20 protein-coding genes and 1 pseudogene are annotated in these 23,220 nt (G+C 75.2%); 11 read left to right on the top strand and 10 right to left on the bottom strand.

Annotated elements, in window-relative coordinates:
• Positions 1 to 53: 53 nt before the first annotated feature.
• The 3 genes and pseudogenes from tuf to ACH4K1_RS21515 form a co-directional block, all read right to left on the bottom strand.
• Positions 54 to 1,229 carry an elongation factor Tu gene (tuf, locus tag ACH4K1_RS21525; protein ID WP_398090878.1) on the bottom strand — a complete coding sequence of 392 codons (1,176 nt, stop codon included), beginning with the start codon at positions 1,227 to 1,229 and terminating at the stop codon, positions 54 to 56.
• Positions 1,230 to 1,327: 98 nt separating this feature from the next.
• Positions 1,328 to 1,495, bottom strand: a complete 168-nt coding sequence (locus ACH4K1_RS21520) for a hypothetical protein (RefSeq protein WP_398090877.1) — start codon at positions 1,493 to 1,495, stop codon at positions 1,328 to 1,330.
• A 71-nt stretch (positions 1,496 to 1,566) separates the two neighbouring features.
• A pseudogene (locus ACH4K1_RS21515) lies at positions 1,567 to 1,745 on the bottom strand (DNA alkylation repair protein); the annotation flags it as partial.
• A 206-nt stretch (positions 1,746 to 1,951) separates the two neighbouring features.
• Between ACH4K1_RS21515 and ACH4K1_RS21510 the strand changes: the two are divergent.
• Together ACH4K1_RS21510 and ACH4K1_RS21505 are read left to right on the top strand one after the other, a co-directional pair.
• Complete coding sequence (locus tag ACH4K1_RS21510; protein WP_398090876.1) at positions 1,952 to 2,674, top strand: TVP38/TMEM64 family protein; 723 nt, start codon at positions 1,952 to 1,954, stop codon at positions 2,672 to 2,674.
• A 176-nt stretch (positions 2,675 to 2,850) separates the two neighbouring features.
• Positions 2,851 to 3,723: an undecaprenyl-diphosphate phosphatase gene (locus ACH4K1_RS21505; protein WP_398090875.1), complete on the top strand. Its 873-nt coding sequence runs from the start codon at positions 2,851 to 2,853 to the stop codon at positions 3,721 to 3,723.
• Positions 3,724 to 3,841: 118 nt separating this feature from the next.
• On the opposite strand, the gene ACH4K1_RS21500 is transcribed toward ACH4K1_RS21505, so the two are convergent.
• Both ACH4K1_RS21500 and ACH4K1_RS21495 read right to left on the bottom strand, forming a co-directional pair.
• Positions 3,842 to 4,408 (bottom strand): AAA family ATPase, encoded by a 567-nt coding sequence (locus ACH4K1_RS21500; RefSeq protein ID WP_398090874.1) that lies wholly within the window; start codon positions 4,406 to 4,408, stop codon positions 3,842 to 3,844.
• Positions 4,409 to 4,424: 16 nt separating this feature from the next.
• Complete coding sequence (locus ACH4K1_RS21495) at positions 4,425 to 8,726, bottom strand: molybdopterin-dependent oxidoreductase (RefSeq protein ID WP_398090873.1); 4,302 nt, start codon at positions 8,724 to 8,726, stop codon at positions 4,425 to 4,427.
• Positions 8,727 to 8,976: 250 nt separating this feature from the next.
• Here ACH4K1_RS21495 and ACH4K1_RS21490 point away from each other — a divergent pair, with 250 nt between their 5' ends.
• Genes ACH4K1_RS21490 through ACH4K1_RS21475 form a run of 4 tightly spaced genes read left to right on the top strand, consistent with a single transcriptional unit; the run spans position 8,977 to position 13,445 of the window.
• Positions 8,977 to 9,717 carry a class I SAM-dependent methyltransferase gene (locus ACH4K1_RS21490; protein WP_398090872.1) on the top strand — a complete coding sequence of 247 codons (741 nt, stop codon included), beginning with the start codon at positions 8,977 to 8,979 and terminating at the stop codon, positions 9,715 to 9,717.
• Positions 9,714 to 10,946: a pyridoxal-phosphate dependent enzyme gene (locus tag ACH4K1_RS21485; protein WP_398090871.1), complete on the top strand. Its 1,233-nt coding sequence runs from the start codon at positions 9,714 to 9,716 to the stop codon at positions 10,944 to 10,946. The genes ACH4K1_RS21490 and ACH4K1_RS21485 overlap by 4 nt, the downstream gene beginning before the upstream one ends.
• On the top strand, positions 10,943 to 12,166 hold the full coding sequence (locus tag ACH4K1_RS21480) for an ATP-grasp domain-containing protein (RefSeq protein ID WP_398090870.1): 1,224 nt from the start codon (positions 10,943 to 10,945) through the stop codon (positions 12,164 to 12,166). Before ACH4K1_RS21485 ends, ACH4K1_RS21480 begins: the two co-directional genes overlap by 4 nt.
• A gap of 10 nt (positions 12,167 to 12,176) precedes the next feature.
• Positions 12,177 to 13,445 carry an MFS transporter gene (locus ACH4K1_RS21475; protein WP_398090869.1) on the top strand — a complete coding sequence of 423 codons (1,269 nt, stop codon included), beginning with the start codon at positions 12,177 to 12,179 and terminating at the stop codon, positions 13,443 to 13,445.
• Here the strand turns inward: ACH4K1_RS21475 and ACH4K1_RS21470 are convergent.
• Together ACH4K1_RS21470 and ACH4K1_RS21465 are read right to left on the bottom strand one after the other, a co-directional pair.
• The gene (locus ACH4K1_RS21470; RefSeq protein ID WP_398090990.1) at positions 13,442 to 14,020 is read right to left on the bottom strand and encodes a sigma-70 family RNA polymerase sigma factor; all 579 of its coding nucleotides are present in this window, start codon (positions 14,018 to 14,020) and stop codon (positions 13,442 to 13,444) included. The two genes, ACH4K1_RS21475 and ACH4K1_RS21470, sit on opposite strands and share 4 nt — an antisense overlap.
• A 372-nt stretch (positions 14,021 to 14,392) precedes the next feature.
• A complete protein-coding gene (locus tag ACH4K1_RS21465) occupies positions 14,393 to 15,064 on the bottom strand; it encodes a hypothetical protein (protein ID WP_398090868.1) in 672 nt (223 codons plus the stop codon).
• A 238-nt stretch (positions 15,065 to 15,302) separates the two neighbouring features.
• On the opposite strand from ACH4K1_RS21465, the gene ACH4K1_RS21460 reads away from it, so the two are divergent.
• The 3 genes from ACH4K1_RS21460 to lnt all read left to right on the top strand — a co-directional run bounded on the left by ACH4K1_RS21460 (position 15,303) and on the right by lnt (position 19,523).
• Positions 15,303 to 16,418, top strand: coding sequence for a ferric reductase-like transmembrane domain-containing protein (locus tag ACH4K1_RS21460; RefSeq protein ID WP_398090867.1), 1,116 nt, complete (start codon positions 15,303 to 15,305; stop codon positions 16,416 to 16,418).
• 99 nt (positions 16,419 to 16,517) lie between these two features.
• Positions 16,518 to 17,387 carry a universal stress protein gene (locus ACH4K1_RS21455; RefSeq protein WP_398090866.1) on the top strand — a complete coding sequence of 290 codons (870 nt, stop codon included), beginning with the start codon at positions 16,518 to 16,520 and terminating at the stop codon, positions 17,385 to 17,387.
• Between the two features lie 393 nt (positions 17,388 to 17,780).
• On the top strand, positions 17,781 to 19,523 hold the full coding sequence (gene lnt, locus ACH4K1_RS21450) for an apolipoprotein N-acyltransferase (protein ID WP_398090865.1): 1,743 nt from the start codon (positions 17,781 to 17,783) through the stop codon (positions 19,521 to 19,523).
• Here the strand turns inward: lnt and ACH4K1_RS21445 are convergent.
• Positions 19,495 to 20,400, bottom strand: coding sequence for a Gfo/Idh/MocA family protein (locus tag ACH4K1_RS21445; protein ID WP_398090864.1), 906 nt, complete (start codon positions 20,398 to 20,400; stop codon positions 19,495 to 19,497). The genes lnt and ACH4K1_RS21445 overlap by 29 nt on opposite strands.
• Positions 20,401 to 20,543: 143 nt before the next feature.
• Here ACH4K1_RS21445 and ACH4K1_RS21440 point away from each other — a divergent pair, with 143 nt between their 5' ends.
• Together ACH4K1_RS21440 and ACH4K1_RS21435 are read left to right on the top strand one after the other, a co-directional pair.
• Complete coding sequence (locus ACH4K1_RS21440) at positions 20,544 to 21,056, top strand: DinB family protein (protein WP_398090863.1); 513 nt, start codon at positions 20,544 to 20,546, stop codon at positions 21,054 to 21,056.
• Between the two features lie 185 nt (positions 21,057 to 21,241).
• Complete coding sequence (locus ACH4K1_RS21435; RefSeq protein WP_398090862.1) at positions 21,242 to 21,706, top strand: hypothetical protein; 465 nt, start codon at positions 21,242 to 21,244, stop codon at positions 21,704 to 21,706.
• A gap of 67 nt (positions 21,707 to 21,773) precedes the next feature.
• Here the strand turns inward: ACH4K1_RS21435 and ACH4K1_RS21430 are convergent, their stop codons facing one another.
• Both ACH4K1_RS21430 and ACH4K1_RS21425 read right to left on the bottom strand, forming a co-directional pair.
• Entirely contained in the window at positions 21,774 to 22,334 is a 561-nt protein-coding gene (locus ACH4K1_RS21430; protein WP_398090861.1) for a hypothetical protein, read from the bottom strand.
• Between the two features lie 103 nt (positions 22,335 to 22,437).
• Positions 22,438 to 23,121: a uracil-DNA glycosylase gene (locus ACH4K1_RS21425; protein ID WP_398090860.1), complete on the bottom strand. Its 684-nt coding sequence runs from the start codon at positions 23,119 to 23,121 to the stop codon at positions 22,438 to 22,440.
• Between the last annotated feature and the right edge of the window lie 99 nt (positions 23,122 to 23,220).

Raw genomic sequence — 23,220 nt, 5'->3', positions numbered from 1 at the left:
CACCGCGGCCCGCCGCCCCTTCCGGCGGAAGGGGCGGCGGGCCGCGGTGGTGCTCAGAGCAGCGCGGTGACCGTGCCCGCGCCGACCGTGCGACCGCCCTCGCGGATCGCGAAGCCGAGACCGGACTCCAGCGGCACGTCGCGGCCCAGCTCCACGGTCATCGTGACCGTGGAGCCGGGACGCGCGACGGCCGCCTCCCCGAGGTCGACGTCCCCGACGACGTCCGCCGTACGGATGTAGAACTGCGGCCGGTAGCCGGTGGCGACCGGGGTGGTCCGGCCGCCCTCCTTCGCCGACAGCACGTACACCTGCGCGGTGAACCGGCGGCTCGGCGTGACGCTGCCGGGCGCGGCGACGACGTGGCCGCGCCGGACCCGGTCGCGCTCCACCCCGCGCAGCAGCAGCGCCACGTTGTCCCCGGCCTCGGCGGACTCCATCGGCCTGCCGAAGGTCTCCAGGCCGGTGACGACCGTCTCGACGTCCGCGCCCAGCACCTGGACCCGGTCCCCGACGCGGACGGTGCCGCGCTCGACGGCGCCGGTGACGACGGTGCCCCGGCCGGTGATGGTGAGGACGTTCTCGACGGACAGCAGGAACGGGGCGTCGGTGTAGCGCACCGGCATCGGCACGTAGGTGTCGACGGCGTCCAGCAGCCCCTCGATCGCCGCCGTCCAGCGCGGGTCGCCCTCCAGCGCCTTGAGCCCGGAGACCCGGACCACGGGGACGGCGTCCCCGCCGTACCCGTGCGCGGAGAGCAGGTCGCGGACCTCCAGCTCGACCAGGTCGGTCAGCTCGGGGTCGCCCGCGTCGGCCTTGTTGAGCGCGACGACGATGTGGTCGACGCCCACTTGACGGGCCAGCAGGACGTGCTCGGCGGTCTGCGGCATGATCCCGTCGAGCGCGGAGACCACGAGGATCGCCCCGTCGAGCTGCGCCGCTCCCGTGACCATGTTCTTGATGTAGTCGGCGTGGCCGGGCATGTCGACGTGCGCGTAGTGGCGGGTGTCGGTCTCGTACTCGACGTGCGCGATGTTGATGGTGATACCGCGCCGGGCCTCCTCGGGGGCCCGGTCGATCCGGTCGAAGGACACGTAGGAGGTGCTGCCGCCGCCGCGCTCGCTGAGGACCTTGGTGATGGCGGCGGTGAGGGTGGTCTTGCCGTGGTCGACGTGGCCCATGGTGCCGATGTTGAGGTGCGGCTTGGTGCGTACGTAAGCCGTCTTGGACATGGTTCGTTCCTCTTGGAGAGCTCGAAGCTGAGATGGAGAAGACCCCAGGGCCCCGCCGACCCTCCCCTTGCGGGGTCCGCCGGACTGTCGGGGGAGGGTCAGCTTCGGGCGCCGCCGAAGGGCGCTGCGACGGCGGTGGACACCGCTGCGACGACTGCTGCTGCGAGGGCGGCCGGGGCGGGGGCCGCGGCGACCGCCTCGTTCACGGCAGCCTTCGGCGCGTCCGCGACCGCGGACGGCGCTGCGAGGAAGGCGTACCGGAACATGCCCCGATCATGGCCGGGCGCGGCGGGCGCGTCGAATGGTTTTCCGCCGCCCTCCCCTTCGCCCCGGACGTTCAGAGGTTCTTGAGGGCTTCGCGTTCGGAGAGCGGCGACAGGCGGTCCCGGGCCCCTCGACGAAGAGGCGTACGGCGGCGGGGGCGGTCCCAGCGTACTCGCGCCGCGCCCAGCCGACCGCCTTGCGGAGGAAGAAGTCCGGGTGGCCCGCGCGGCGCAGGCAGTAGTCGAACAGTCTCCCCGGCGGCCCCCTCCGCCCGTAGGGGGGGTTCGGCGGCCGGGGCGTACGCCGCGACGAGGCGCTCCAGGACGGCGTCGGCGAGCACGCTGTCGGACGGGGCGGGGGCCGCAGGGGCGGAATCCGGTGGGACGGGGGTCTCCGGGGCGGGGCCCACGCGACGCACGTTACGGCGATCACACACCCTTTTCGGTTACTCTCCCCGAATGTTCGACCCCGTCCCCACCGCCCGGCCCGCCGCCGGCCCGGCCGTGCGCCTCACCCGGGCGCTCCTGTCGCCGTGGTCCCGGCTCTCGCTGCTCGTGGTCGTCCTCCTCGGGGCCGCGTCGACGATGCTGCTGTTCGAGCCGCAGCGGCTGCTCGCTTCGGGGTGGCCGCCCCAGTTGGCCGGCGGCACGGCCGCGATGCTCTTCGGGCTCGCCTACGGGGCGCTGACGGTGGCGTTCGTGCCCCGCCCGCTGCTGAACATCGCCGCGGGCGCGTTGTTCGGCGCGCAGGCGGGGCTGGCCGCAGCGCTGGCGGGCACGGTGCTGGGCGCGGGCGTGTCGTTCATGCTGGGCCGGGTGCTGGGACAGGACGCGCTGCGGACGCTGCTGCGCGGGAAGCTGCTCACCGCCGCCGACGGGGTGCTGAGCCGGCACGGCTTCCGGTCGGTCCTGGCGCTGCGGCTCTTCCCCGGAGTCCCGTTCGCCGCCGCCAACTACTGTGCGGCGACCTCCCGGATGGGCGCTCCGCCGTTCCTCCTGGCCACCGGGCTCGGGTCGATCCCGAACACGGCGGCGTACGTGATAGCCGGCAGCGAGGCCGCCTCGCCGACCTCGCCCGTGTTCCTGGCCGCGATGGGCTTCATCGTGCTGTCCGCTCTCGGCGGGGGGCTGGTGGCCTGGCGCAAACGCCACCGGCTGGGCCGGGACACGCCGGAGGACTGAGCGCACGGCGGCACGTGGACGACCCGTGCGGTCAGCCTGGCGTTCACCTTCGGGCGATACGCTGCCCGCGACCTCGATGTCCTTGATCCTTGACCGCACTCTGCACTGTGCGCGCGGCCGGCGGGCCCAGCAGTCCGCGGCCGGCGCACGATCACCTCCGGGATGGCCTAACCCCCATGAGCTGGTTCGAATCATTCGTCCTGGGACTCGTCCAGGGACTCACGGAGTTCCTGCCGATCTCCTCCAGCGCGCATCTGCGGCTGACGGCCGCGTTCGCGGGCTGGCACGACCCGGGGGCGGCGTTCACCGCGATCACCCAGATCGGCACCGAGACCGCGGTGCTCATCTACTTCCGCAAGGACATCGCCCGCATCCTGTCGGCCTGGTTCCGCTCCCTGACGGACCGTACGATGCGCGGCGACCACGACGCCCAGATGGGCTGGCTGGTCATCGTCGGCTCGATCCCGATCGGCGTGCTGGGCCTCACGCTCAAGGACCAGATCGAGGGCCCCTTCCGCGACCTGCGGCTGATCGCGACGACGCTGATCGTCATGGGCGTCGTGCTGGGCGTCGCGGACCGGCTGGCCGCACGGGACGAGACGGGCGGCAGGCACCGCGTGGCGAAGGAGCGCAAGACACTGAAGGACCTGGGCGTCAAGGACGGTCTGATCTACGGGTTCTGCCAGGCGATGGCGCTGATCCCGGGCGTCTCCCGGTCGGGCGCGACGATCAGCGGCGGCCTGCTGATGGGCTACACCCGCGAGTCGGCCGCCCGCTACTCGTTCCTCCTGGCGATCCCCGCCGTGCTCGCCTCGGGCGCCTACGAGCTCAAGGACGTGGGCGAGGGGCACGTCTCCTGGGGCCCGACGATCTTCGCGACGGTGGTGGCCTTCTTCGTCGGCTACGCCGTCATCGCCTGGTTCATGAAGTTCATCACCACGAAGTCCTTCATGCCGTTCGTGATCTACCGCATCCTGCTCGGCATCGTCATCTTCGCGCTGATCTGGACCGGTGCGCTGAGCCCGCACGCGGGCGAGTCGGCGGGCTGACCCGGCGGATGTGCGCCCCGCCCGGGAGCAGCCGGGCGGGGCGATCCAGCAGCGCAGCAGCCAGCGGCGCGGATAGATGTCCTCACCGTACGGCGGGGGTCTGACAACGCCCGCGGCGTCAGGGCCCCGGGGGCCTCAGACCGGTGGCGGACAGGACCGCGTCGACCGTCTCGTCCACGGTCAGCTCCGCGTTGTCGATCCAGATCTTCTCGTCGGCCAACTCGTCGCGCATCACCGCGTCCAACGGGGACCAGTCCGTCGTCAGCCTCTTGTCCCGGCCGAGGTTGCGCTCCCTGGCCTTCGCCGCGCCCGGTGCCAGGACCACGACGTGCAGCGGTCCGGCGGTGAACGCGGCGCGGTAGAAGTCCCGGTGGGCACGGCGTACGACGACGTCGTCGATGACCGGCAGAAAACCCGCGGCGGCGAAACTGCCCGCCAGCAGGCAGGCGTTGCGGGCACGGAGGAAGAGCTGCCGGTCCGCCTCCCGGTCCCCCTCGGGCGTGGGCCACCGGCCGCCGGAGACGATGAGCTCCTGGAGCCCGTCCACCTCGATGTGGGCGGCGGCGTCGAACCGGGCGGCGAGCGCGGGGGCCACCGTACTCTTGCCGCTGCCGGGGACGCCGGTCAGCAGGACCGCGCCCGCGGTCGGCGATCCGGTGTCCACGGGTACGTTCGCCCAGGCCATCGCCATGCTCCCTCGTTCAGTACACGTCACGTACGTATCGGCGGTCCGAGGCTAGCCGCTTCACCTGCGCGGCGGCGGCTTCGGGTGCGAGGCCGCCGTGGGCCACGGCGATGTCGCACAGCGCCCGGTCCACGTCCTTGGCCATGCGGGAGGCGTCGCCGCAGACGTAGAGGTGGGCGCCGTCGCGGAGCCAGGACCAGAGCTGGGCTCCGTGCTCGCGCATCCGGTCCTGGACGTAGACCTTGGCGCGCTGGTCGCGGGAGAAGGCGGTGTCCAACCGGGTGAGGGTGCCCGAGCGGATCAGGGCGTCGAGCTCTTCGCGGTAGTAGAAGTCCGTGGCCCGGTGCTGCTCGCCGAAGAACAGCCAGTTGGCGCCGGAGTGCCCGAGCGCCCGCCGCTCCTCCAGGAAGCCGAGGAACGGGGCGATCCCGGTGCCGGGGCCGACCATGATCATCGGGGCGGCCGGGTCGGCGGGCGGGGCGAAGCGGTCGTTGCGCCGGACGGAGACGGGCAGCGGGCTGTCCGGTCCGGCGTCGGCCAGGAACGTGGAGGCCACGCCCTTGCGCATCCGCCCGAGGCGGCCCTCGTAGCGGATCACGGAGACGGTCAGCCTGATCCGGTGGGGGTCCGCGAGCGGGCTGGAGGCGATGGAGTACAGCCGGGGGCGGAGCGGTCCCAGCACCTCGGCCCAGACCGCGGCCGTGGCCCGTACCGGGTGTTCGGCGAGGACGTCGACGGCCTGCCGCCCCCAGGCCCACCGGTCCCGCTCGCCCTTGTTGTCGGGGCGCAGCAGCTTCCTCAGCGTCCGGTCCCCCGTCCGGTCCGCGACCAGACGCAGCAGGTCCGGGGTGATCCGGGTGATGTCGAAGTGGCGGTGCAGAGCCTCGCCGAGCGCGACCGTGCCGTGGGCGGGGACCTCCACCTCGGCGGCGGGGTCGAGGCCGGTGGCGTCGAGCCATTCGGCCACCAGGCCGGGGCAGTTGAGGGGCTGCACGCCGAGGGCGTCCCCGACGGTGTAGCTCAGGGGGGTGTCGGCGTGCCGCGTGTCGATCGTGAAGGCGCGGACCTCCTTCGCCGCTCCGGGCAGGCTCAGGAGGCGGTTCCCGGTGAGGAGGGCGGAGACGGGCGCGGCCCGGGCGGGGCGGGCGGGGGCGGGCGGCGTCATGGCGGGGGTACCGGCCGAGGGCGTTGTCCCGGTCCCGGCGCCGGTTGTGGAGGCGGCCCCGGTCGTGGGGGCGGTCGCGGTCGTGGGGGCGGTCGCGGTCGTGGGGGCGGTCGCGGTCGCGGTCCGGGGGTTCGGCCCTGCCTCCGCCTCCAGCGCCGTCCGGACCTCCTTGAGCCACTGCTCGAAGGGCTGTTCGTACTCGGGTTCGCAGTCGGTGCGCGGGACGAGCCGCTCCGCGCCCAGTTCGCCCAGCCGTTCGTCCAGTCGGCGGCCGTGGCCGCAGAAGTCGTCGTACGAGGAGTCGCCGAGCGCGAGGACGGCGTACCGCAGGCCCTCCAGGCGCGGCGCTCCGGGGGCGTTCAGCGACTCCCAGAAGCCGGAGCCGTTGTCGGGGGCGTCGCCGTCGCCGAAGGTGCTGGTGACGACGAGGAGGTCGGCGGGGCTCGGCAGGGCCTCGGGCGTTCCGTCGTCCATGCCGAGGAGCGTGGTGCGGTACCCCTCGGCGGCCAGCGTGCGGGCGGCCGTCGCCGCGGCCTCCTCGGCGTTGCCGGTCTGCGAGGCCCAGAGCACGAGGACCGGTCGGGCCTGCTCGGGCGGGGTGGTCGCCGGTGCCGCGGGGGCGGTCGCCGGGCCCCGCGGCTCCGGGAGGCGGGAGTGGGCTCCCGCCAGCATGCCGTTGACCCACAGCGCGTGGTCCGGGGCGAACGGGGCACCCGCCGGAAGCACCGGGGTGCCCGATGGGTGCTCCCCCAGACCCGCGAGGAATCCGGCGAGATAGCGGCGTTCGGCGCCGGTGAGGACGGGCGGGGCCGTGTCAGCCGGCCCCAGGGTACTCGCCAGGCCCCCACCGGCCGCCTGGGGCGGGGCGTCCGTGGGGCCGGGCGCCCCGGCGAGCGCGGACCGTTCGGCGGCGGTCGGAGCGGCGGCGGTCGGAGCGGGGCGCACGGCGGGGGCGGCCACCCTCGCCAGCCGTACCGCGCACACCTTCAGCTCCGGCTGGAGCGAGATCGGGTCGACCGCGTCGTTGGTGACGGCGTTCACCCCCAGGTACTCGCCGAACAGGTCGCTCCAGTGGAAAGGGGCGAAGCACTCCCCCGCCCGCACCCGGTCGGTGATCCGGGCCGGGAGCACCGCACGGCCGCGCCGCGACGCGGCCTCGACGCCGTCGCCCTCCGCGAGGCCCAGGGCGGCCGCGTCGTCCGGGTGGATCTCGATGAACGGACCGGGGTCGAGCCGGTTCAGCCTGTCGATCTTGGCGGTCTTGGTGAGCGTGTGCCACTGGTGCTGGAGCCGCCCGGTGTTCAGGACGAACGGGAAGTCGTCGTCGGGCATCTCGGCCGGCGGCAGGTGCGGGCGGGCGTGGAAGACCGCCCGGCCGCTCGGCGTGGGGAAGACGAGCCTCGGCACGCTCCCGTCGGGCCGTACGGCCGGCTCCCGGCCGACGCCGTCGTTGAGGTAGCGCACGGGGTTGCGGGCGGGCCCCCCGGCATCGGCGCTCGGCCACTGGACGGGGGTCGCGCGCAGCCGTTCGTACGTGACCCCGCGCAGGTCGTAGCCGGTGTGCGGGTTCCACGCCCGGGTGATCTCGGTGAAGACCTCCTCGGCGCTGGTGTAGTCGAAGGCGTCCTCGTACCCCATGGCGCGGGCGACCGCCGCGATGATCCGCCAGTCCGGCCACGCCTCGCCGGGCGGGTCCACGGCGCGGCGGGAGAGGGTGAGGGTGCGCTCGGAGTTGACCATGACGCCCTCGGACTCGGCCCAGAGCGCGGCGGGCAGGACGATGTCGGCGTACGCGTTGGTCTCGGTCTCGGCGAACACGTCCTGGGTGACGACCAGTTCGGCGGCCTCCAGCCCCTCGATGACGGTGCGGCGGTTGGCGACCGAGGCGACCGGGTTGGTGCAGATGATCCAGCACGCCTTGATCTCCCCCTCCGCCATGCGCCGGAACAGGTCGACGGCGCCGCCGCCCGAACCGTCCGCGCGCAGGGTGCCGGGCGGGATGCCCCACAGCTCCTCGGTGAAGGCGCGGTCCTCGTCGACCAGGAGCGACCGCTGGCCGGGGAGCCCGGGGCCCATGTAGCCCATCTCCCGGCCGCCCATGGCGTTGGGCTGGCCGGTGAGCGAGAACGGGCCGCTGCCGGGGCGGCAGATCGCGCCCGTCGCCAGGTGCAGGTTGATCAGCGCGTTGGTGTTCCAGGTGCCGTGGGTGGACTGGTTGAGCCCCATCGTCCAGCAGCTCGTCCAGTCGCCCGCCTCGCCGATCCAGCGGGCGGCCCGCCGGATGTCCTCCTCGGGGATGCCGGTGGTCTCCGCCACCGCGGCGGGCGGGTAGTCGCGGAGGAAGGCGGGCATCTGCTCCCAGCCCTCGGTGTGGTCGGAGATGAACTCCGGATCGGTGTGCCCGTTCTCGACCAGGAGGTGCAGCAGTCCGTTGAGGAGCGCCAGGTCGGTGCCGGGCCGGATGCGCAGGTACAGGTCGGCCTTGGCGGCGGTGGCGTTGCGCCGGGGGTCGACGACGATCAGTTTCGCGCCCGCCTTGACGCGCTCCATCATCCGCAGGAAGAGGACGGGGTGGCAGTCGGCCATGTTGGCGCCGATGACGAGGAAGACGTCGGCGCGGGCGAGGTCGTCGTAGGAGCCGGGCGGGCCGTCCGCGCCGAGGGACAGCTTGTAGCCGCTGCCCGCGCTCGCCATGCAGAGCCGGGAGTTGGACTCGACCGCGGTGGTCCGGATGAAGCCCTTGGCCAGTTTGTTGGCCAGGTACTGCGCCTCCAGCGACATCTGGCCGGAGACGTAGAGGGCGATCGCGTCCGGGCCGTGGGCGTCCAGCACGGACCGCAGTCGGCGCGCGGTCTCCGCGATGGCGGCGTCCCGGGCGAGCGGGGCGGGCTGTTCGCCCCGGTCGGGGCGGGCCAGGGCGGTGGTGAGCCGGCCGGGGGCGGCGAGGAGGTCGGCGCCGGTCGCGCCCTTGGTGCAGAGCCGGCCGGCGTTCGAGGGGTGTTCCTTGTCGCCGGACGCCTTGACGACGGCGCGGCGGCCGTCGGGGCCGGTGGCGACGTCGAGGACGATCCCGCAGCCGACGCCGCAGTACGAGCAGACCGTGCGCACCCGGTCGGTGGCGGGGGCGTCCGGCGGCGGGGTCGGCGCGGTCATGGAGGCCCTTCGGGGCGGGCGTTCCCGGGGAAACGCGGGTCGGGCGGCGGTCGTTCCCGAATCTAGGAAGAGCCCGTTACCCGGGGATGACACCGGGCGGGCGGCGACGGTTACGTCGCCTGCACACCGCCCGGAGCCCGCCGGTGAGGCGCGGGGAAGGGGCGGCGGGCAGGAGGGAACTCCCCGGCAGCGGCGGCCGACTACTGGAGGGACGGCAGACAGGCTCTGGCCCGTGAGGAGACCGCGAGGCATGCACTGGTACGAGGACGACGCGCTCTGGTCCGATTTCGCCCCGACGATGTTCCCACCCGCGCGGGCCGAGTCGGCGGCCGCCCTGGTCGCCGGCTCCCCCCTGCTGGACTTCCCGCCCGGCACGAGAGTGCTGGACCTGTGCTGCGGGCCGGGCCTCTTCGTGGTGCCGCTGGCCGCCCGGGGGTACGAGGTGACGGGGGTCGACCTCTCGCCCTCGATGCTGGAGAGGGCCCGTGCCGCCTGCGACGCGGCGGGGGCGAAGGTGCGGCTGGAGCGCGCCGACATGCTCGCCTACCGGGAGCCGGAAGCCTTCGACGTGGTGCTGAACGTCTTCACCTCCTTCGGCTACTTCGACGCGGCCGAGGACAACCTGCGGGTGCTGCGCAACGCGTACGACAGCCTCGTGCCGGGCGGCCGGCTCCTGGTGGACGTGATGGGCAAGGAGGTGCTGGCCGGCTGGATCGGCCGGCCCCAGGCGGTGGACCTGCCGGACGGCTCCTACGTCGTCCAGCGCGACACCGTCCTCGACGGCTGGCGGCGGCTGCGCACCGACTGGACGCTGGTGCGCGGCACGACGGCGCGGACGGCGTCCCTCACCTCCTGGCTCTACTCGGCGGCCGAGCTGCACGCCCTCTTCGAGGAGGCGGGCTTCACCGGCGTGGAGTGTTTCGGCGGGTTCGACGCGTCCGGCTACGACCAGCGCTCGGACCGGCTCGTCGTCCGCGGGCGGCGCGCATGAGGACCGGCCCCGGCACCCGCCCCCGCTCCACCCCGGGAGCCCGGCTCGCCTCCGCCCCCCACGACGCCCCGGAGCCCCGCGACGGCTCCGGCTCCCGGACCGCCCCCGCGGTGATCCACGAGCACATCACCGACGCGGTCAAGGCCCCCGACCTGATCCGGCTCACCGGCGACGTCGTCCTCGCCCGCTTCGAGACGATGAAGGTGTACGCCGCCCTCGGCGCGGTCCGCTCGCTGTTGCGCCGGGGCCGGATCGTCCCCGGGCAGACGCTGGTGGACAGCTCCAGCGGGATCTACGCGCTGGCCCTCGCCATGGCCTGCCACCGCTACGGGCTGCGGTGCCGCATCGTCGCCTCCACCACCGTGGACGCCACCATGCGGGCGCAGTTGGAGATCCTGGGCGCGACGGTCGACGCCATGCCGCCCTCCCGGAGCCTGCGCCTGGACCAGGAGGCGCGGGTCCGCCACGTCCGCCGCCTGCTGGCCGAGCGGCCGGACTTCCACTGGATGCGGCAGTACCACGACGGAGTCCACCACGAGGGGTACCGGGAGTTCGCGGAGCTCCTGACCGATGCGCTGCCCGAGGGCCCGGTGACCGTGGTCGGCGCGGTGGGCACGGGTGCGTCGACCGGTGGACTGGCCCGCGCGCTGCGGGAGTCGGGACGGCCGGTGCGGCTGGTGGGCGTCCAGCCGTTCGGCAGCGTGACCTTCGGGAGCGAGCGGTTCGAGGACCCGGAGGCGATCATCGCGGGCATCGGCAGCTCGATCCCGTTCGGGAACGTCCGCCACGAGCTGTACGACACCGTCCACTGGCTCGACTTCCGCCACGCGATGGCCGGGGCCGTCGGACTGCTGCGGGAACACGCGGTGTTCGCCGGCCTGTCCACCGGAGCGGCCCACCTCGCGGCCTCCTGGGAGGCGGCCCGCGATCCCGGGCGGCTGCATCTGGTGCTGGGCGCCGACACCGGACACCGGTACACGGAGCGAGTGTTCGCCCGCCACGCCGAGGCGCTGGACCCGGCCGGGCTGCGCCCCCGCGCCATCACCTCGCCGGCCGGCCTGCGACCGCCGTGGTCCGTGATGGAGTGGGCGGGCCGCCCCGCTCCGCCGGCCGCGCGGACCGCCGAGGGCGACACGTCCGTCGATTCCGCCGGGGCCACCGGGGGCGACGGGAAGTCCGCCGAGGGCGCGGCCCCCTCCCCCGCAACGACCGTGGAGCTGCTGCCATGACGATCGCCGCACTGGAGTCCCTCTCCTTCGGCCTGGGCCGGATGGCGGAGGCCGCCACCGGGGCGGGGCACCGGCTGTGCCTGCTGACCGGCGACCGTTCGGTCTACCGGCACGAGCTGGCGGTCCTGCGGCCGGACGCGCTGGACGTCGTGGACGTGGACACGGACGACCCCGAGGCCGTCCGCCGGGCGCTGGCAGCCGTGCCGGAGCTGGCCGGGCTGATCAACACGACGGACACCTGGAGCCTGCCGGCCGCGGAGCTGGCGGCCCGGCTCGGGCTGCCGGGCGCCGACCCCGCGGCCGTACGGCTGCTGCGCGACAAGCGCGGGGTCCGGGAGGCCCTGTACGCGCGGGGACTGAGCCGCGGCACGGCCGTGGCCGTCCCGCTGGGCGCCGAGGGCGCCGAGGCGGTGCTGCGGGCGGTCGGACTGCCCGCGGTCCTGAAGGACTCGGCGGGCACCTCCTCGCGTGCCGTGTGGGTCGTGCACGACGAGGAGGCCCTGCACCGGGCGGTGGCGGAGGCCGGCCGGCAGCGGCTCTCCGGCTCCCTGTTCGCCGAGGCGTTCCTCGCCGGCCCGCTGTACAGCGCCGAAACCCTCAGCTGGGACGGCGCCACCCGGCTCCTCGGGGTGCTGAGCCGCCAGACGTCCCGGGCCGCGGTGGTACGGGAGGAGGCGGCGGCGTTCCCGGTGGCGCTGCCCGCGGAGGAGCGGGCCGGGATCGAGGCGTGGGTGGGCCGGGTCCTGGCGGTGGCCGGCCACGAACGGGGGTTCGCCCACGTGGAGTTCATCCTGACGGCCGACGGCCCGGAGCTGGTGGAGATCAACCGCAGGATCGGCGGGGCGCTGGTCGGCGAGGTGCTGTGCCGGACGCTGCGGACCAATGTCTACACCGCGATGGTGGACGAGGCGCTCGGCCGCCGCCCGGCGCTGTTGGACGCCCCGCTCGACGCCGAAGGCCCGGCGTACGGTTTCGTCCTGGTGTACGCCGAGCGGCCCGGCGTGCTCAAGGGCTGGCTCGGACTCGACGAGCTCGGGGCGTTCCCCGGGGCGGTGGAGTGGTTCCCGGTCCGCGAACCCGGCGAGAGGGTGGAGCACGTGAACGACCAGCGCGGCTGCACGGGGATGGTGCTGGCGGAGGGGGCGACGGCGGAGCTGGCTCAGCACCGGGCGTGGAGCGCGGCCGTCCGGGTCCGGCCGGTCGTCGCCCACGCGGCGTGAGCCCGGCGGGATGAGCCTTCGGCGACCGGACGGACCGCCGGAGGCCGGGGCGGGCCGGGCCCGGCGGGGAGAGGACCGCCCCTGTGTCGGCCGTACGCCGTTCACCGGGCCCCGGCGGTTCCTGCTGGCCGGCTCGTTCCTGATCACGCTGGGCAGCTTCGCCGTACTGCCCTACATGTCGGTGCTGCTGCACCGGCGCATCGGCCTCGGACTCGGCACGGTCGGCGTCGTGCTGGCCGTCGCCTCGCTGATCCAGTTCGCCGGGGGCGCGGTGGCGGGCCCGGTGACCGGGCGGATCGGGCTGCGGCGCGCGATGCTGCTGGCACTGGCCCTGCGGACGGCGGGCTTCGCCGCGTTCGTCCCCGGGCCGCGCAGCCCGGTCCTGGCGGTCGGGGCCCTGCTGCTGGTGTCGGCGGGCGCGGCGCTGTACCTCCCGGCCAACAAGGCGTACCTGGTGGACGGCGTGTCCGAGGCGGCCCGCCCCCGGCTGCTGTCGGCGAGCGGGTCGGCGTTCAACGCGGGGATGGCGCTGGGTCCTCCGGCCGCCGCGCCGCTGGTCATGGGCTCGCCCGGCGTGCTGTTCGGGTGCGTCGCGGGGCTGTTCGCACTCGTCGGGGCGGGCCACGCTCTGCTGCCGCGCGAGGCGGCGGGTCCGCCCCGGGAGCGGCCCGCCGCCGCCCCGGCCCACGGCGGCGTCACCCCGCCCCCCGGGCCCTCGCCGTTCGTGGTGACCGTGCTGAGCGTGTACGCGTTCATGTTCTTCCAGCACTACCTGGCGCTGTACGCGGTCCCCCGCACGTCGGCGGCCTTCTACGGGGCCGTGCTGACGGGGTACGCGGTCCTCCTGGTCGTCGCGCAACCGCTGCTGGCCGAACGGGTCGCCGCGCTGAGCTACCCGGCGGCGCTGAGATGGGGCTTCGGTGCGATGGCGGCCGGTACGGCGGCGATCGGGGTCGGTGGGCGCGGGGGGATCGCGGTGGGCGCGACGCTGATGTGCTGCGGGGAGATCGTGCTCTTCCTCAAGAACGACCTGGAGGCGCTGGCCCGTTCCACGGCCGCCCCGGCGAGCGTGTTCGGGCGCCAGAGGCTGGCGGCGGGCATCGGGGCGTTCGCCGCCGGGCTCGTCGGCGGTCAGCTGTACGGAGCGGCGGAGGCGGCGGGCGCGGCGCGCGGGTTCTGGGCGGTGGTCTGCCTCCAGTGCGTGCTGCTGCCGGCGCCGCTGCTGTTGCGCCGCCGTGCCGCCCGGGGTCCCGCGGGACCCCGGGCGGACCCCGTCTAACCGGCCTTCGGCCCGGCCTGCGCCGGTTCCGCCCGCCACTGTCCGGCGAGTTCGCGGCGGGCGCGCGCCACGCGGGAGCGCACCGTACCGACCGGGCAGTCCGCGACGGCCGCGGCCTCCGCGTAGGACGCGCCCAGCAGTTGGGTGAGGACGAACGCCTGACGGCGTGCCGGTTCCAGGCGGCGCAGGGCGTCCACCACCGCGACGGACTCCTCGAAACCGGGCAGATGACGGGGCTGGGCCCGTTCCGCGGCCGTCTGCCAGTCCGCGGTGTCGGCGGTGCGGGGGCGGGCGGCGGCGGCCCGGCGCCGGTCGATGACGACGCGCCGCGCGATCGCCATCAGCCAGGTCCGGGCGCAGGAACGCCCCGCGAACCGGGCCAGTCCGCTCATCGCCCGCAGGTAGGTCTCCTGGGCCAGGTCGTCGGCGCCGGGCGCGTCGGAGCTGAGGTAGGCGACGAACCGGCGGACGTCCCCGTAGGTCGCCCGGACGAACCGGTCGGCGGCGTCCCGGTCCCCGCCCCCGGCGGCCAGCGCCCAGTCGGTGATCTGCCCGTCGTTCTGCCGGGCGGCCAGAGCCCGGGGTCCGGAGGGACGGGGGGCGGCGGGGTGGGAGCCGGACGGGTGGGGGTCCGGCGTGCGCGGGCCCGGCGGGCGGGCGCCGGACACGGGGACGAGCGGCGGGCGCAACGCGGGGGGGAGGGGGGTCGGAGGCCCGGCGGCCGGTGGTGCGGAGGCCGGCGCGGGCGCCTGGGGTGCGGGAACAGGAGGTTTCACAGCGGTCCTTCGCGTCCTTGCGGGGCCGGGGCGGCGGCCGCCCGGCTCCGTAGGCCGGTCGGGGGCGGCCGCGGAGGGCGGCGGCCCGGTGAGACCGGCATGGCTGTCACGGGTGTGCGCGGGCACACCCGTACCGCCTCCGGCGCAGGGCGGCCGGAGAGCGCGATGAGGTCAGCGGAGGCGGAGGGAGGGCGGAGGCCCGCGCCGGGAGATCGCGTGCAGGGCGAGCAGCTCCCGGCGGTGGCGCCCCTGTCGGCGGGACCGTCGCCGGACGGGAGGGGCCGGGGCGGGCGGCGTCGCGCACCACAGGCGCCAGGCCGTCCGCAGCGGGGCGCGGACGAACAGCACCAGGCAACGGGCCAGCCGGGCGAAGGCCACCTCGCCGCGCCACAGCCACCAGCCGCAGACCAGTCCGGCCAGCGCGTGGGCGGCGGCCATGCCGAGGGGGAACGCCGTGCCGTCGAAGGCGGACAGAAACCCCGTCAGCTCCGAGGGGGCGCCGAGGGGGAGCTCGTGGGCGGAGTGGCGCAGGGCGCTCGACGCGCTGTGCCCGTCGCCCGCGTGGTGCGCGCCGTGCCCGCCCGGCAGCCGGGATCCGGGGAGGGAGAAGAAGGCGTGCAGCCCCGCCTGGCCCAGGACATGGGCCGCGACGGTCACCGGGGCGCTCCGCCGCCGCGCGGCGAGCCACCAGCCGGCCCCGCACACCGGCAGCAGCGCGACGGCCTGGACGAGCAGGGGCAGGGGTGCGCCGGACATCAGCGCGTGGCCGAGCCCGGACACGGCGACGCACACCACCGCGAACAGTGCGGTGCGTCCGAGTCGGAGTGCGGTTCCGGCTCCCATGGGGTCATCGTGCCAGCAGCCCCCGCAGGGGTGAGAAGGGCACCAGATGCCGAAACAACGGGAGTTCGACGTGTTTGCCCCACCGGCGCCACCCTGTGATCCACGCCACAGGCGCGGTGCGGGAACTTTCCCCCTCCCCCGTCCGACTGCTCCAACAAGACGCCTGTGTACGCCTCGTGGCCCGGGGCCGCCGCATACGCCCCGCCCGCCACCGCCCGCCCCGCCCCGAAGAGGCCGCATGACGAACCCACCCCCCGCCCCCGACCCGGCTGCGGCCGCCGAGCCCCCCGGGGCCGCGCCGCCCCCCGCGGCCGGAGCGGCCGACGCGCCCGGATCGGAGGCGGCGTCCGTACCGGCCGTGGCGCCCGGCCCGGACGCCGCACCTCCCGGCACCGGCTCCGCCCCCGGCCACGGCCGCCTCCCCGCCCCCCGGGCGACGGGAGAGCCGAGGCGGCCGACGCTCCGCTCCGACCTGCGGGCCTCATGGCCCGACGGCCTGGTGGCGCTCCTCGTCACCGCGGCCGTCTTCGTCCTCCTCTACGTACGCATCCGCGACAAGTCCTCCTCCACCCTCACCGTGATGCCGTTCATGGCCGACGCGGGCGGCTTCTGGATGTACTTCCTCAGCCAGGCGTTCGGCTGGTCCGCCCTGCTCTGGGCCTGGGGCACCGTCGTCCTCGGGCTGATGCTGTCGGGCCCCCGGCCCGGCCGCCTGCCGCTGCCGGTCCCCCGGCTGGAACGCCTGCACCGCACCACGAGCCTCAACACCATGGCCCTGATCGCGGCCCACGCCCTGCTGTTCGCGGCCGAACTGGTCCGCCACGACACGGCGTCCTGGAACTCGGCGGTCGCCACCGCCTTCGTGGAGGCGTTCGTCCCCGGCGGCTACGGTTCGGGGACCGGGCGGGTCGCCGTCCCCATCGGCCAGGCCGCCCTGTACCTCGCGATCCCGCTGGGCCTGCTCTTCTACGTACGCCACCGGATCGGCCCCCGGACCTGGCGGGTGCTGCACCGCTGTGTGATCGTCGTCTACGTCCTCAGCGTCTGGCACACCCTGCTGTACGGGACCAACGTCTGGTACGACGGGTGGTTCCGCACCAGCGTCTGGCTGCTCCAGCTGCCTATCGCCGCGCTGCTGCTCCTGAGGCTGACGCGGCCCGCCCGCCGCTCCGAGAAGCTGGCCGTCCGGCCCGGGGCGACCGCCGGGGACCGGACGCGGTGGGCCTTGCGCCTCGGCGGCCGGCTCGCGGTGGCGGCGGTCCTGGTGCTGCTGGTCGCCGTGGTGGCCACCGGCAGGGACGGCGGGCGCAGCGTGCCCCCGGAGGACACCACCTCCACCCACGACCACGGTTGAGCCCCCGCCCGCCACGAGGGGACGGGTCCGGAGGGGGCGCCGTCCACCACCGGCGGGAGCCGGGCGAGGGCCGTCCTCCCGGCGACGTACGCTCGGTCCATGACCACCAACGATCTTCCCGTGATCGCCGCCGTCGACGGCTCCGCGCACAGCCGGCAGGCGCTCGACTGGGCCACCCTCGAAGCCGTGCGGCGCGGGCTGCCCCTCCTGATCGTCCATGTCCGCCCGGTCACCGGGCAGGTGGACGAAGAAGCCGGCCGGCGCGGGGCGGAGGAGCTGCTGGCCGAGGCCGCCCGGCGCAGCGCGCTCCTCGCCCCGGAGCTGCGGCGTTCGACGCTGGCCCCGCTGGACTTCCCGTCCGCGGCCCTGGTCTCCCTGGGCCGGGACGCGTCGATGATCGTGGTCGGTTCGCGCGGCCTCGGCGGTTTCCGTTCGCTGATGATCGGTTCCAACAGTCTCGCCACCGCCTCGATGGCGAGCTGCCCCGTCGTGGTGGTGCCGGACGACCGCCCGGCGGGGGACGGCGACCGGCCCGGCGGTGCGGAGGAGTTCACCGACATCGTGGCGGGGGTGGCCGCCGACGAGAGCAGCGAAGCGGTCCTGGAGTTCGCCTTCGCCACCGCGGCCTCCCGTCCGGGCGCCCGCCTGCGGATCGTGCACGGCTGGACGATGTTCTCCTCGATGCTCGCGGGCGGTCCCGTCCTGGACCGCCGGGAGGCGGCGGGGTCGGCGGCCCGGACCCTGGCCGAGCTGACCTCGGGATGGCACGAGAAGTACCCGCAGGTCGAGACCGTCAGGGAGCCGGTCAACGGTTCGGCGTCGCGCACCCTGGTGACCGCGTCGGCGACCGCGGCCCTGACGGTGGTCGGACGGCGCAAGGGAGGGGAGTCGCTGGGGCTCGGGCTGTCCCCGGTGGCGCAGACGACGGTCACGCACGCGCCGGGACCGGTCGCCGTCGTCCCCTGCTGAACCGCGCCCCTCGCGGGAAGCCGTCCGCCCGGCCGACGCAGGCCCCTCGGCCTCACGGGCGGCGGGCGTCCCGGAGGGCGTCCCGGAGGGCGGCCCGGCGGGCGGCCCGGCGGGCTGTGTGCCCGACTTCGCGACCGGCGCACTGCGGCGCCTTCGGCCTGCGGCGCGCCGCTCCGGGCGGGCTGGTCCACCGGGTCGCCGTCCACGAGAGGGGGCGCCGGGCTCCGGGGGCGGGAAGGAGGCGACCGCCCGCCGCCGTGCCCCGCTCGGCCCGTCTCCTGTGTCCGGCGGGGGCCGCCTCCCCCACACTGGGTAGTCCAGGGGTCCGGGGGCTGACGCGTCGACGGCGACCGCGGCGACCGTCCGCCCGTGCACGACCGAGGAGGGCACGGCATGCGCATGCGGGGCGGGCGGCGACTCCCTGACGGCGAGAACGAGGACGGTGTTTCCGAGGGCGGCTCCCCGGGCGGCGACGCCTTCGAGGGCGGTGCGGCCGGTGCGGGCCGCCCCGGCCGCGACTCCTCCGGGGGCTCCTCCCGTCCCGCCCCGGGCGGCACCGCCACCGCGCGGAACGGTGCCGCGTCCTCCGCCGTCCCGGGCTCCCCCCGCACCGGGCCGCTCGCCTCCCCCTGGGCGCGGGGGGCGGCGGCGCTGCTCGCCGGGGCCCTGCCCGCGCTCGCCTTCCCCGCGCCCGGCCTCTGGTGGTTCGCCTGTCTTGCGCTGGTCCCCTGGCTGCTGCTGATCCGCACCGCGCGCTCACCGCGCCGGGCGGCGCTGGACGGGTGGCTCGGCGGGATCGGCTTCGTCGTCGCCGTGCACCACTGGCTGATGCCGAGCCTCCATGTCTTCATCGTGCTGCTGGCCGCGCTGCTCGGGCTGCTGTGGGCCCCCTGGGGGCTGCTGGTGGGCCGGCTGCTCGGCGGGGCTCCGACCGCGCCACGTGCCGTCGCCGCCGTGCTCGTCGTTCCCTCCGGCTGGCTGATGATCGAGCTGGTCCGGTCCTGGGAAGGGCTGGGCGGGCCCTGGGGGCTCCTCGGCGCGAGCCAGTGGGAGGTGGGCCCGGCCCTGCGGCTCGCCTCGGTGGGCGGCGTGTGGCTGGTGAGCCTGCTGGTGGTGGCGGTGAACACCGGTGTGGCTCTGCTGATCGCCGACCGCGCGGCCCGGACGACCGCCGCGGCCCTGCTGGCGGTGGGCGGGCTGACCGTCGCGGCGGTGGCGGCCTGGGCGCCCCGCCCGCAGAGCGCGGGCACGGTCAGGGTCGCCGTCGTGCAGCCGGGGGTCGTGGAGGGGCCGGGGAGCGTCGCGCGCCGCCTCGACCGGGGCGAGGAGCTGACCCGGACGCTGGCGGGCCGGGGCGTGGACCTGGTGGTGTGGGGCGAGAGCGGCATCGGCGCGGGTGCGTGGCAGCGCCCGGAGACCGCCGGGCGGTTGGCGGAGCTGTCCCGGCGGATCGGCGCGGACCTGCTGGTCAACGTGGACGCCCGGCAGACGGACGGCTCGGGGCGGTCGGGCATCTTCAAGTCGGCGGTGCTCGTCGGGCCCGGCGGCCCGACCGGGGACCGCTACGACAAGATGCGGCTGGTCCCGTTCGGCGAGTACGTCCCGGCCCGTTCCCTGCTGGGGTGGGCGACCTCCGTGGGCAAGGCGGCGGGCGAGGACCGGCTGCGCGGCGACCGCCAGGTGGTGATGGAGCTGCCGCACGGGGCCCGGGGGCTGCGGATCGGCCCGCTGGTCTGCTTCGAGACGGCGTTCCCCGACATGAGCCGCAGGCTGGTGCGCGAGGGCGCGCGGGTGATCGTCGCGCAGTCCGCCACCTCGACCTTCCAGGACAGTTGGGCCCCGGCCCAGCACGCGTCGCTGGGGGCGCTGCGCGCGGCCGAGAACGGCCGCCCGATGGTCCACGCCACGCTCACCGGGGTCAGCGCCGCGTACGGGCCCCGGGGGGAGCGGGTCGGCCGCCCGCTCGGCACGGACGCGAGCGCGGCGGAGGTGTTCGACCTGCCGTTGGCGCGCGGGGAGACGCTCTACGGCCGGTTCGGCGACTGGGCGGTGTACGGGGCGTTGGCGGCGATCGCCGTGCTCTGCGCCGTCGAGGGGGTACGGGCGTTCAGGAAGCCTGCTCCAGGGCCTCCCTGACCACCCGCTCGCACAGTTCATGGGTGGCCAGCGCGTCCCGGGCGCTGAGCGTCTCGCCCCGGTGCACGGCGTCGAGGAAGGAGAGGACGCATGCCTCGATACCGCGCTGGCGGGCCACCGGCACCCAGTCGCCGCGCCGCCGCACGCTGGGGTGGCCCCGGTGGTCGACGACGTCCGCGAGGTTGAGGACCTGGCGCTTGGCGTCCTGGCCGGAGACTTCGAGGATCTCCTCGGTCGACCCGTTCAGCCGGTTCATCATGCCGATCGCGGTGAACCCGTCGCCGGACAGCTGGAGCACCACGTGGTGCATCAGTCCGTCCACGATCCGGGCGCGGACGGTGGTGTGGTCGACCGTGCCCGGGACGAGGAAGCGCAGCGTGTCGACGACGTGGATGAAGTCGTCGAGGATCATGGTCCTGGGGTCCTCGGGCAGCCCGACCCGGTTCTTCTGCAGCAGCACCAGCTCGCGCGGGTGCTCCGCGCACTGCGCGTACCCCGGGGCGAAGCGGCGGTTGAAGCCGACGGCCAGGCTGACGCCGCGCTGCTCCGCGAGGTTCACCAGCCGCTCGGAGTCCGCGAACGCGTAGGCGATCGGCTTGTCGACATAGGTGGGGACACCGGCGTCGAGGAGGCGTTCCACGATCTGCGGGTGCACGGCGGTCGGTGCGTGCACGAACGCCGCGTCCAGCCCCGTGTCGAGGAGGGAGTCGAGGGTCGTGTGGCGGTGTCCGGCCGGGACGCGGTGGACGTCGCCGACCGCGTGGAGCGTGGCGGGGGTACGGGTCTGCAGATGCAGTTCGGCCCCCGGTACGGCGGTGAGCACCGGCAGGTACGCCTTCTGGGCGATGTCGCCGAGCCCGATGCAACCGATCTTCACGAGGTCTCCCTGTCGCCGTGCCGCGCCGCTGTGCGCGGCTGTCCGCGCCCCGGCAGCATACGTCGCCGCCGCCCGCGGCCCCTCGGCCGGTGCGGCGGTAAAACCCCTGGCCAGCACCCTGATCACGCATCATGATGACCCTCATGACTTCTGTTGGACGCTCCGAACCCGCCCTCGACGCCGCCGAACGCCCCATGCTGGAGGGCTGGCTCGACTACCACCGCGAGACCCTGGCCGTGAAGTGCGCGGGGCTGACGGACGCGCAGTTGCGCGAAGCGTCGGCGCCGCCCTCCGCGTTGACCCTGCTCGGTCTCGTACGGCACCTGGCCGAGGTGGAGCGCTTCTGGTTCCGCGAGATCCTGGCGGGTGAGAAGCTGCCCGACCTCTACTCCACCGAGGAGCGGCCGGACGGCGACTTCGAGGTGGCGGAGACCGCCACGTGGGCCGGGACCGAGCCCGTCTGGCGGGAGCAGATAGCGGCGGCGCGCGCGAACACCGCCGCGCTGGGCCTGGACGACTTCTCCCGGGGCGTCGGCTCGGCGGGCGCGCCGTTCAGTCTGCGGTGGATCTACACGCACATGATCGAGGAGTACGCCCGGCACAACGGCCACGCCGACCTGCTGCGCGAGCGCCTGGACGGCGCCACCGGCGCCTGACGGCCGGCTCCCCCGTGCCCGGGGGCCGGGCCGGGCACGGCGAGAGGGGGTGGCGCCGCCCGGCCGTACGACACCGCCCTCCCCGGCCGGTCCGGGCCGGGGCGCCGTGCTGACCGGGTCACCCGTGCGGGCCATTCCTCGCGCACCGGCTCCCCGGAGCCCGGTCCGGGCCGCAGAGTTGCCGGGTGCAGAGAACCAGAATCACCACGAAGCTCCTGGTCGGCTTAGCGGTGACGGCCGTCTCCGGCTGCGTGACGGTGGAGCCCGGAGCCGTTCCCTCCCCGCGTCCCGGCGTCGGCGGTCCGGTGCAGGACGTGGCGCCGCAGATCGTGCAACCGCCCGCCCGTGAGGCGCTGGAGGCCGTACCCGACCCGGCTCCCTCCCCACCGGCCGTCCGCCGCTCCTCCTCCGCGCCCCCGGCCGCCGGCTCTTCCACCGCGCCCCGGCGTGCCGGGGCGTTCGGGTCCGCCCGCCCGGAGCCGCCGCATCGGCGGGCCCCTCACCGGCCCCGGGCCGAACCGCCCGTCGCCGTACCCGCCCTGCCACGCGTCCCCGGCGGTGCGGACGTCTGCGCCCTGGGCCGGGGGTACGGCATGTGGCCCGCGGGCAGCCCGCAGTCCCGCATCTGCTCGGAGGTGTACGGTCGCTGACGCCCCTGGCGCCGGGGCCGTGCCCGTACGGGGCCCGGCGGCCCGGTTCCCTCGCGGGCCTGCGGGGTCATCCCTCCCGCAGGCGCGACTCCAGGCGGTCGATGGCGGCGCGGACCCCGCCCCCGTACCCGTCGTCCGCGAGCACGACGGCCGCCGAGCGGGCCCGCTGGAGGTGGATCCTGGCGGCGTCGGGGCGTTGGAGCTTGAGGTAGTCCGCCGCGAGGTTGAGGTGCAGCGAGGGGTAGAACGCCCGGACTGCCGGCAGGTCCCGGTGCTCCGCCCGCGCGCCTCCGCTCTCCCCCGCTCCCCCGGACGCCTCGGCGCCCTCCGGCCCCGAGGCGTCCCCCGGCCCGTCGGCGTCGCAGGGGCCCCCGGTGGCGTGCAGCGCCTCCGCGGCCGTCAGGGCGCGCAGGTCCCAGGCCAGCTCGTCGCCGGGGTCGTCCTGGGTGTCGGCCATGTAGTGGGCGAGGGTGCAGCGGTGCAGGGGGTCGCCGTCCGTCCCGAGCTCCGCCCAGAGCGCGCCGAAGCGGTTGCGGGCCTCCTCGCGGTCGCCTCCGTGGAGCAGCATGATCGCCTGGCCGATCCGGGTCATGACGGCGTCCTCGGACGCCTCCTGCTGCTCCACCACTGCTCGCTCCTCGTCGCCCGTGCCGCCGGTCCCCCTCCGTCCGACGCTAACGCCGGGCCGGCGCGGAATCGGTCAGACACGGGCCCGGAGGGCGGCCCGTCCGTCAGCCGAGGTCGGGGATCCGCCAGTCGATCGGCTGGTGCCCCTGCGCGGCGACGGCCTCGTTGATCTGGGTGAAGGGGCGGGAGCCGAAGAACTTCTTGGCGGAGAGCGGGGAGGGGTGCGCGCCCTTCACCACGACATGGCGCTCCTCGTCGATCAGGGGCAGCTTCTTCTGCGCGTAGTTGCCCCAGAGCACGAAGACCGCCGGGTCGGGCCGGTCGGCGACGGCGCGGATCACGGCGTCGGTGATCTTCTCCCAGCCCTTGTTCTTGTGGGAGTTGGCCTCACCGGCCCGCACGGTGAGCACGGCGTTGAGCAGGAGGACCCCCTGCTCGGCCCACGGCATCAGGTAGCCGTTGTCCGGGATCGGCAGACCCAGGTCCTGCTGCATCTCCTTGTAGATGTTGCGCAGGGACGGAGGCGTCCTGACACCGGGCCGCACGGAGAAGCAGAGGCCGTGGCCCTGGCCCTCGCCGTGGTACGGGTCCTGGCCCAGGATCAGGACCTTCACCTTCTCGTACGGCGTGGCGTCCAGGGCGGCGAAGACCTGCTCGCGCGGCGGGTACACGGGCCCCTTGGCCCGCTCCTCCTCGACGAAGTCCGCCAGCTCCTTGACGTACGGCTTCTGCAGTTCTTCGCCGAGGACGGCACGCCAGGACTCGGGCAGCAGGTCGATATCGGTCACGTCCACAACCTCCGGTGAGCAGCAAGTTCTTGATCCCCGAACCTACCGGTCCCCACTGACAACGCCCCTCAGGAGCCCTCGTGTCCGGCAGCCGCCGGG

It is taken from the genome of Streptomyces sp. NPDC017448 (assembly GCF_044330565.1).
In the GTDB taxonomy this organism is placed as follows: Bacteria; Actinomycetota; Actinomycetes; order Streptomycetales; family Streptomycetaceae; genus Streptomyces.
The sequence above is the reverse complement of the archived record's forward strand: the minus strand, read 5'-3'. Positions and strand labels throughout refer to the sequence as shown.

Bases quoted from the DNA above. Each gene is read 5' to 3' on its own strand.
- tuf (WP_398090878.1), bottom strand. From the start codon at position 1,229: ATGTCCAAGACGGCTTACGTACGCACCAAGCCGCACCTCAACATCGGC.
- ACH4K1_RS21520 (WP_398090877.1), bottom strand. From the start codon at position 1,495: ATGTTCCGGTACGCCTTCCTCGCAGCGCCGTCCGCGGTCGCGGACGCG.
- ACH4K1_RS21510 (WP_398090876.1), top strand. From the start codon at position 1,952: ATGTTCGACCCCGTCCCCACCGCCCGGCCCGCCGCCGGCCCGGCCGTG.
- ACH4K1_RS21505 (WP_398090875.1), top strand. From the start codon at position 2,851: ATGAGCTGGTTCGAATCATTCGTCCTGGGACTCGTCCAGGGACTCACG.
- ACH4K1_RS21500 (WP_398090874.1), bottom strand. From the start codon at position 4,408: ATGGCCTGGGCGAACGTACCCGTGGACACCGGATCGCCGACCGCGGGC.
- ACH4K1_RS21495 (WP_398090873.1), bottom strand. From the start codon at position 8,726: ATGACCGCGCCGACCCCGCCGCCGGACGCCCCCGCCACCGACCGGGTG.
- ACH4K1_RS21490 (WP_398090872.1), top strand. From the start codon at position 8,977: ATGCACTGGTACGAGGACGACGCGCTCTGGTCCGATTTCGCCCCGACG.
- ACH4K1_RS21485 (WP_398090871.1), top strand. From the start codon at position 9,714: ATGAGGACCGGCCCCGGCACCCGCCCCCGCTCCACCCCGGGAGCCCGG.
- ACH4K1_RS21480 (WP_398090870.1), top strand. From the start codon at position 10,943: ATGACGATCGCCGCACTGGAGTCCCTCTCCTTCGGCCTGGGCCGGATG.
- ACH4K1_RS21475 (WP_398090869.1), top strand. From the start codon at position 12,177: ATGAGCCTTCGGCGACCGGACGGACCGCCGGAGGCCGGGGCGGGCCGG.
- ACH4K1_RS21465 (WP_398090868.1), bottom strand. From the start codon at position 15,064: ATGGGAGCCGGAACCGCACTCCGACTCGGACGCACCGCACTGTTCGCG.
- ACH4K1_RS21460 (WP_398090867.1), top strand. From the start codon at position 15,303: ATGACGAACCCACCCCCCGCCCCCGACCCGGCTGCGGCCGCCGAGCCC.
- ACH4K1_RS21455 (WP_398090866.1), top strand. From the start codon at position 16,518: ATGACCACCAACGATCTTCCCGTGATCGCCGCCGTCGACGGCTCCGCG.
- lnt (WP_398090865.1), top strand. From the start codon at position 17,781: ATGCGCATGCGGGGCGGGCGGCGACTCCCTGACGGCGAGAACGAGGAC.
- ACH4K1_RS21440 (WP_398090863.1), top strand. From the start codon at position 20,544: ATGACTTCTGTTGGACGCTCCGAACCCGCCCTCGACGCCGCCGAACGC.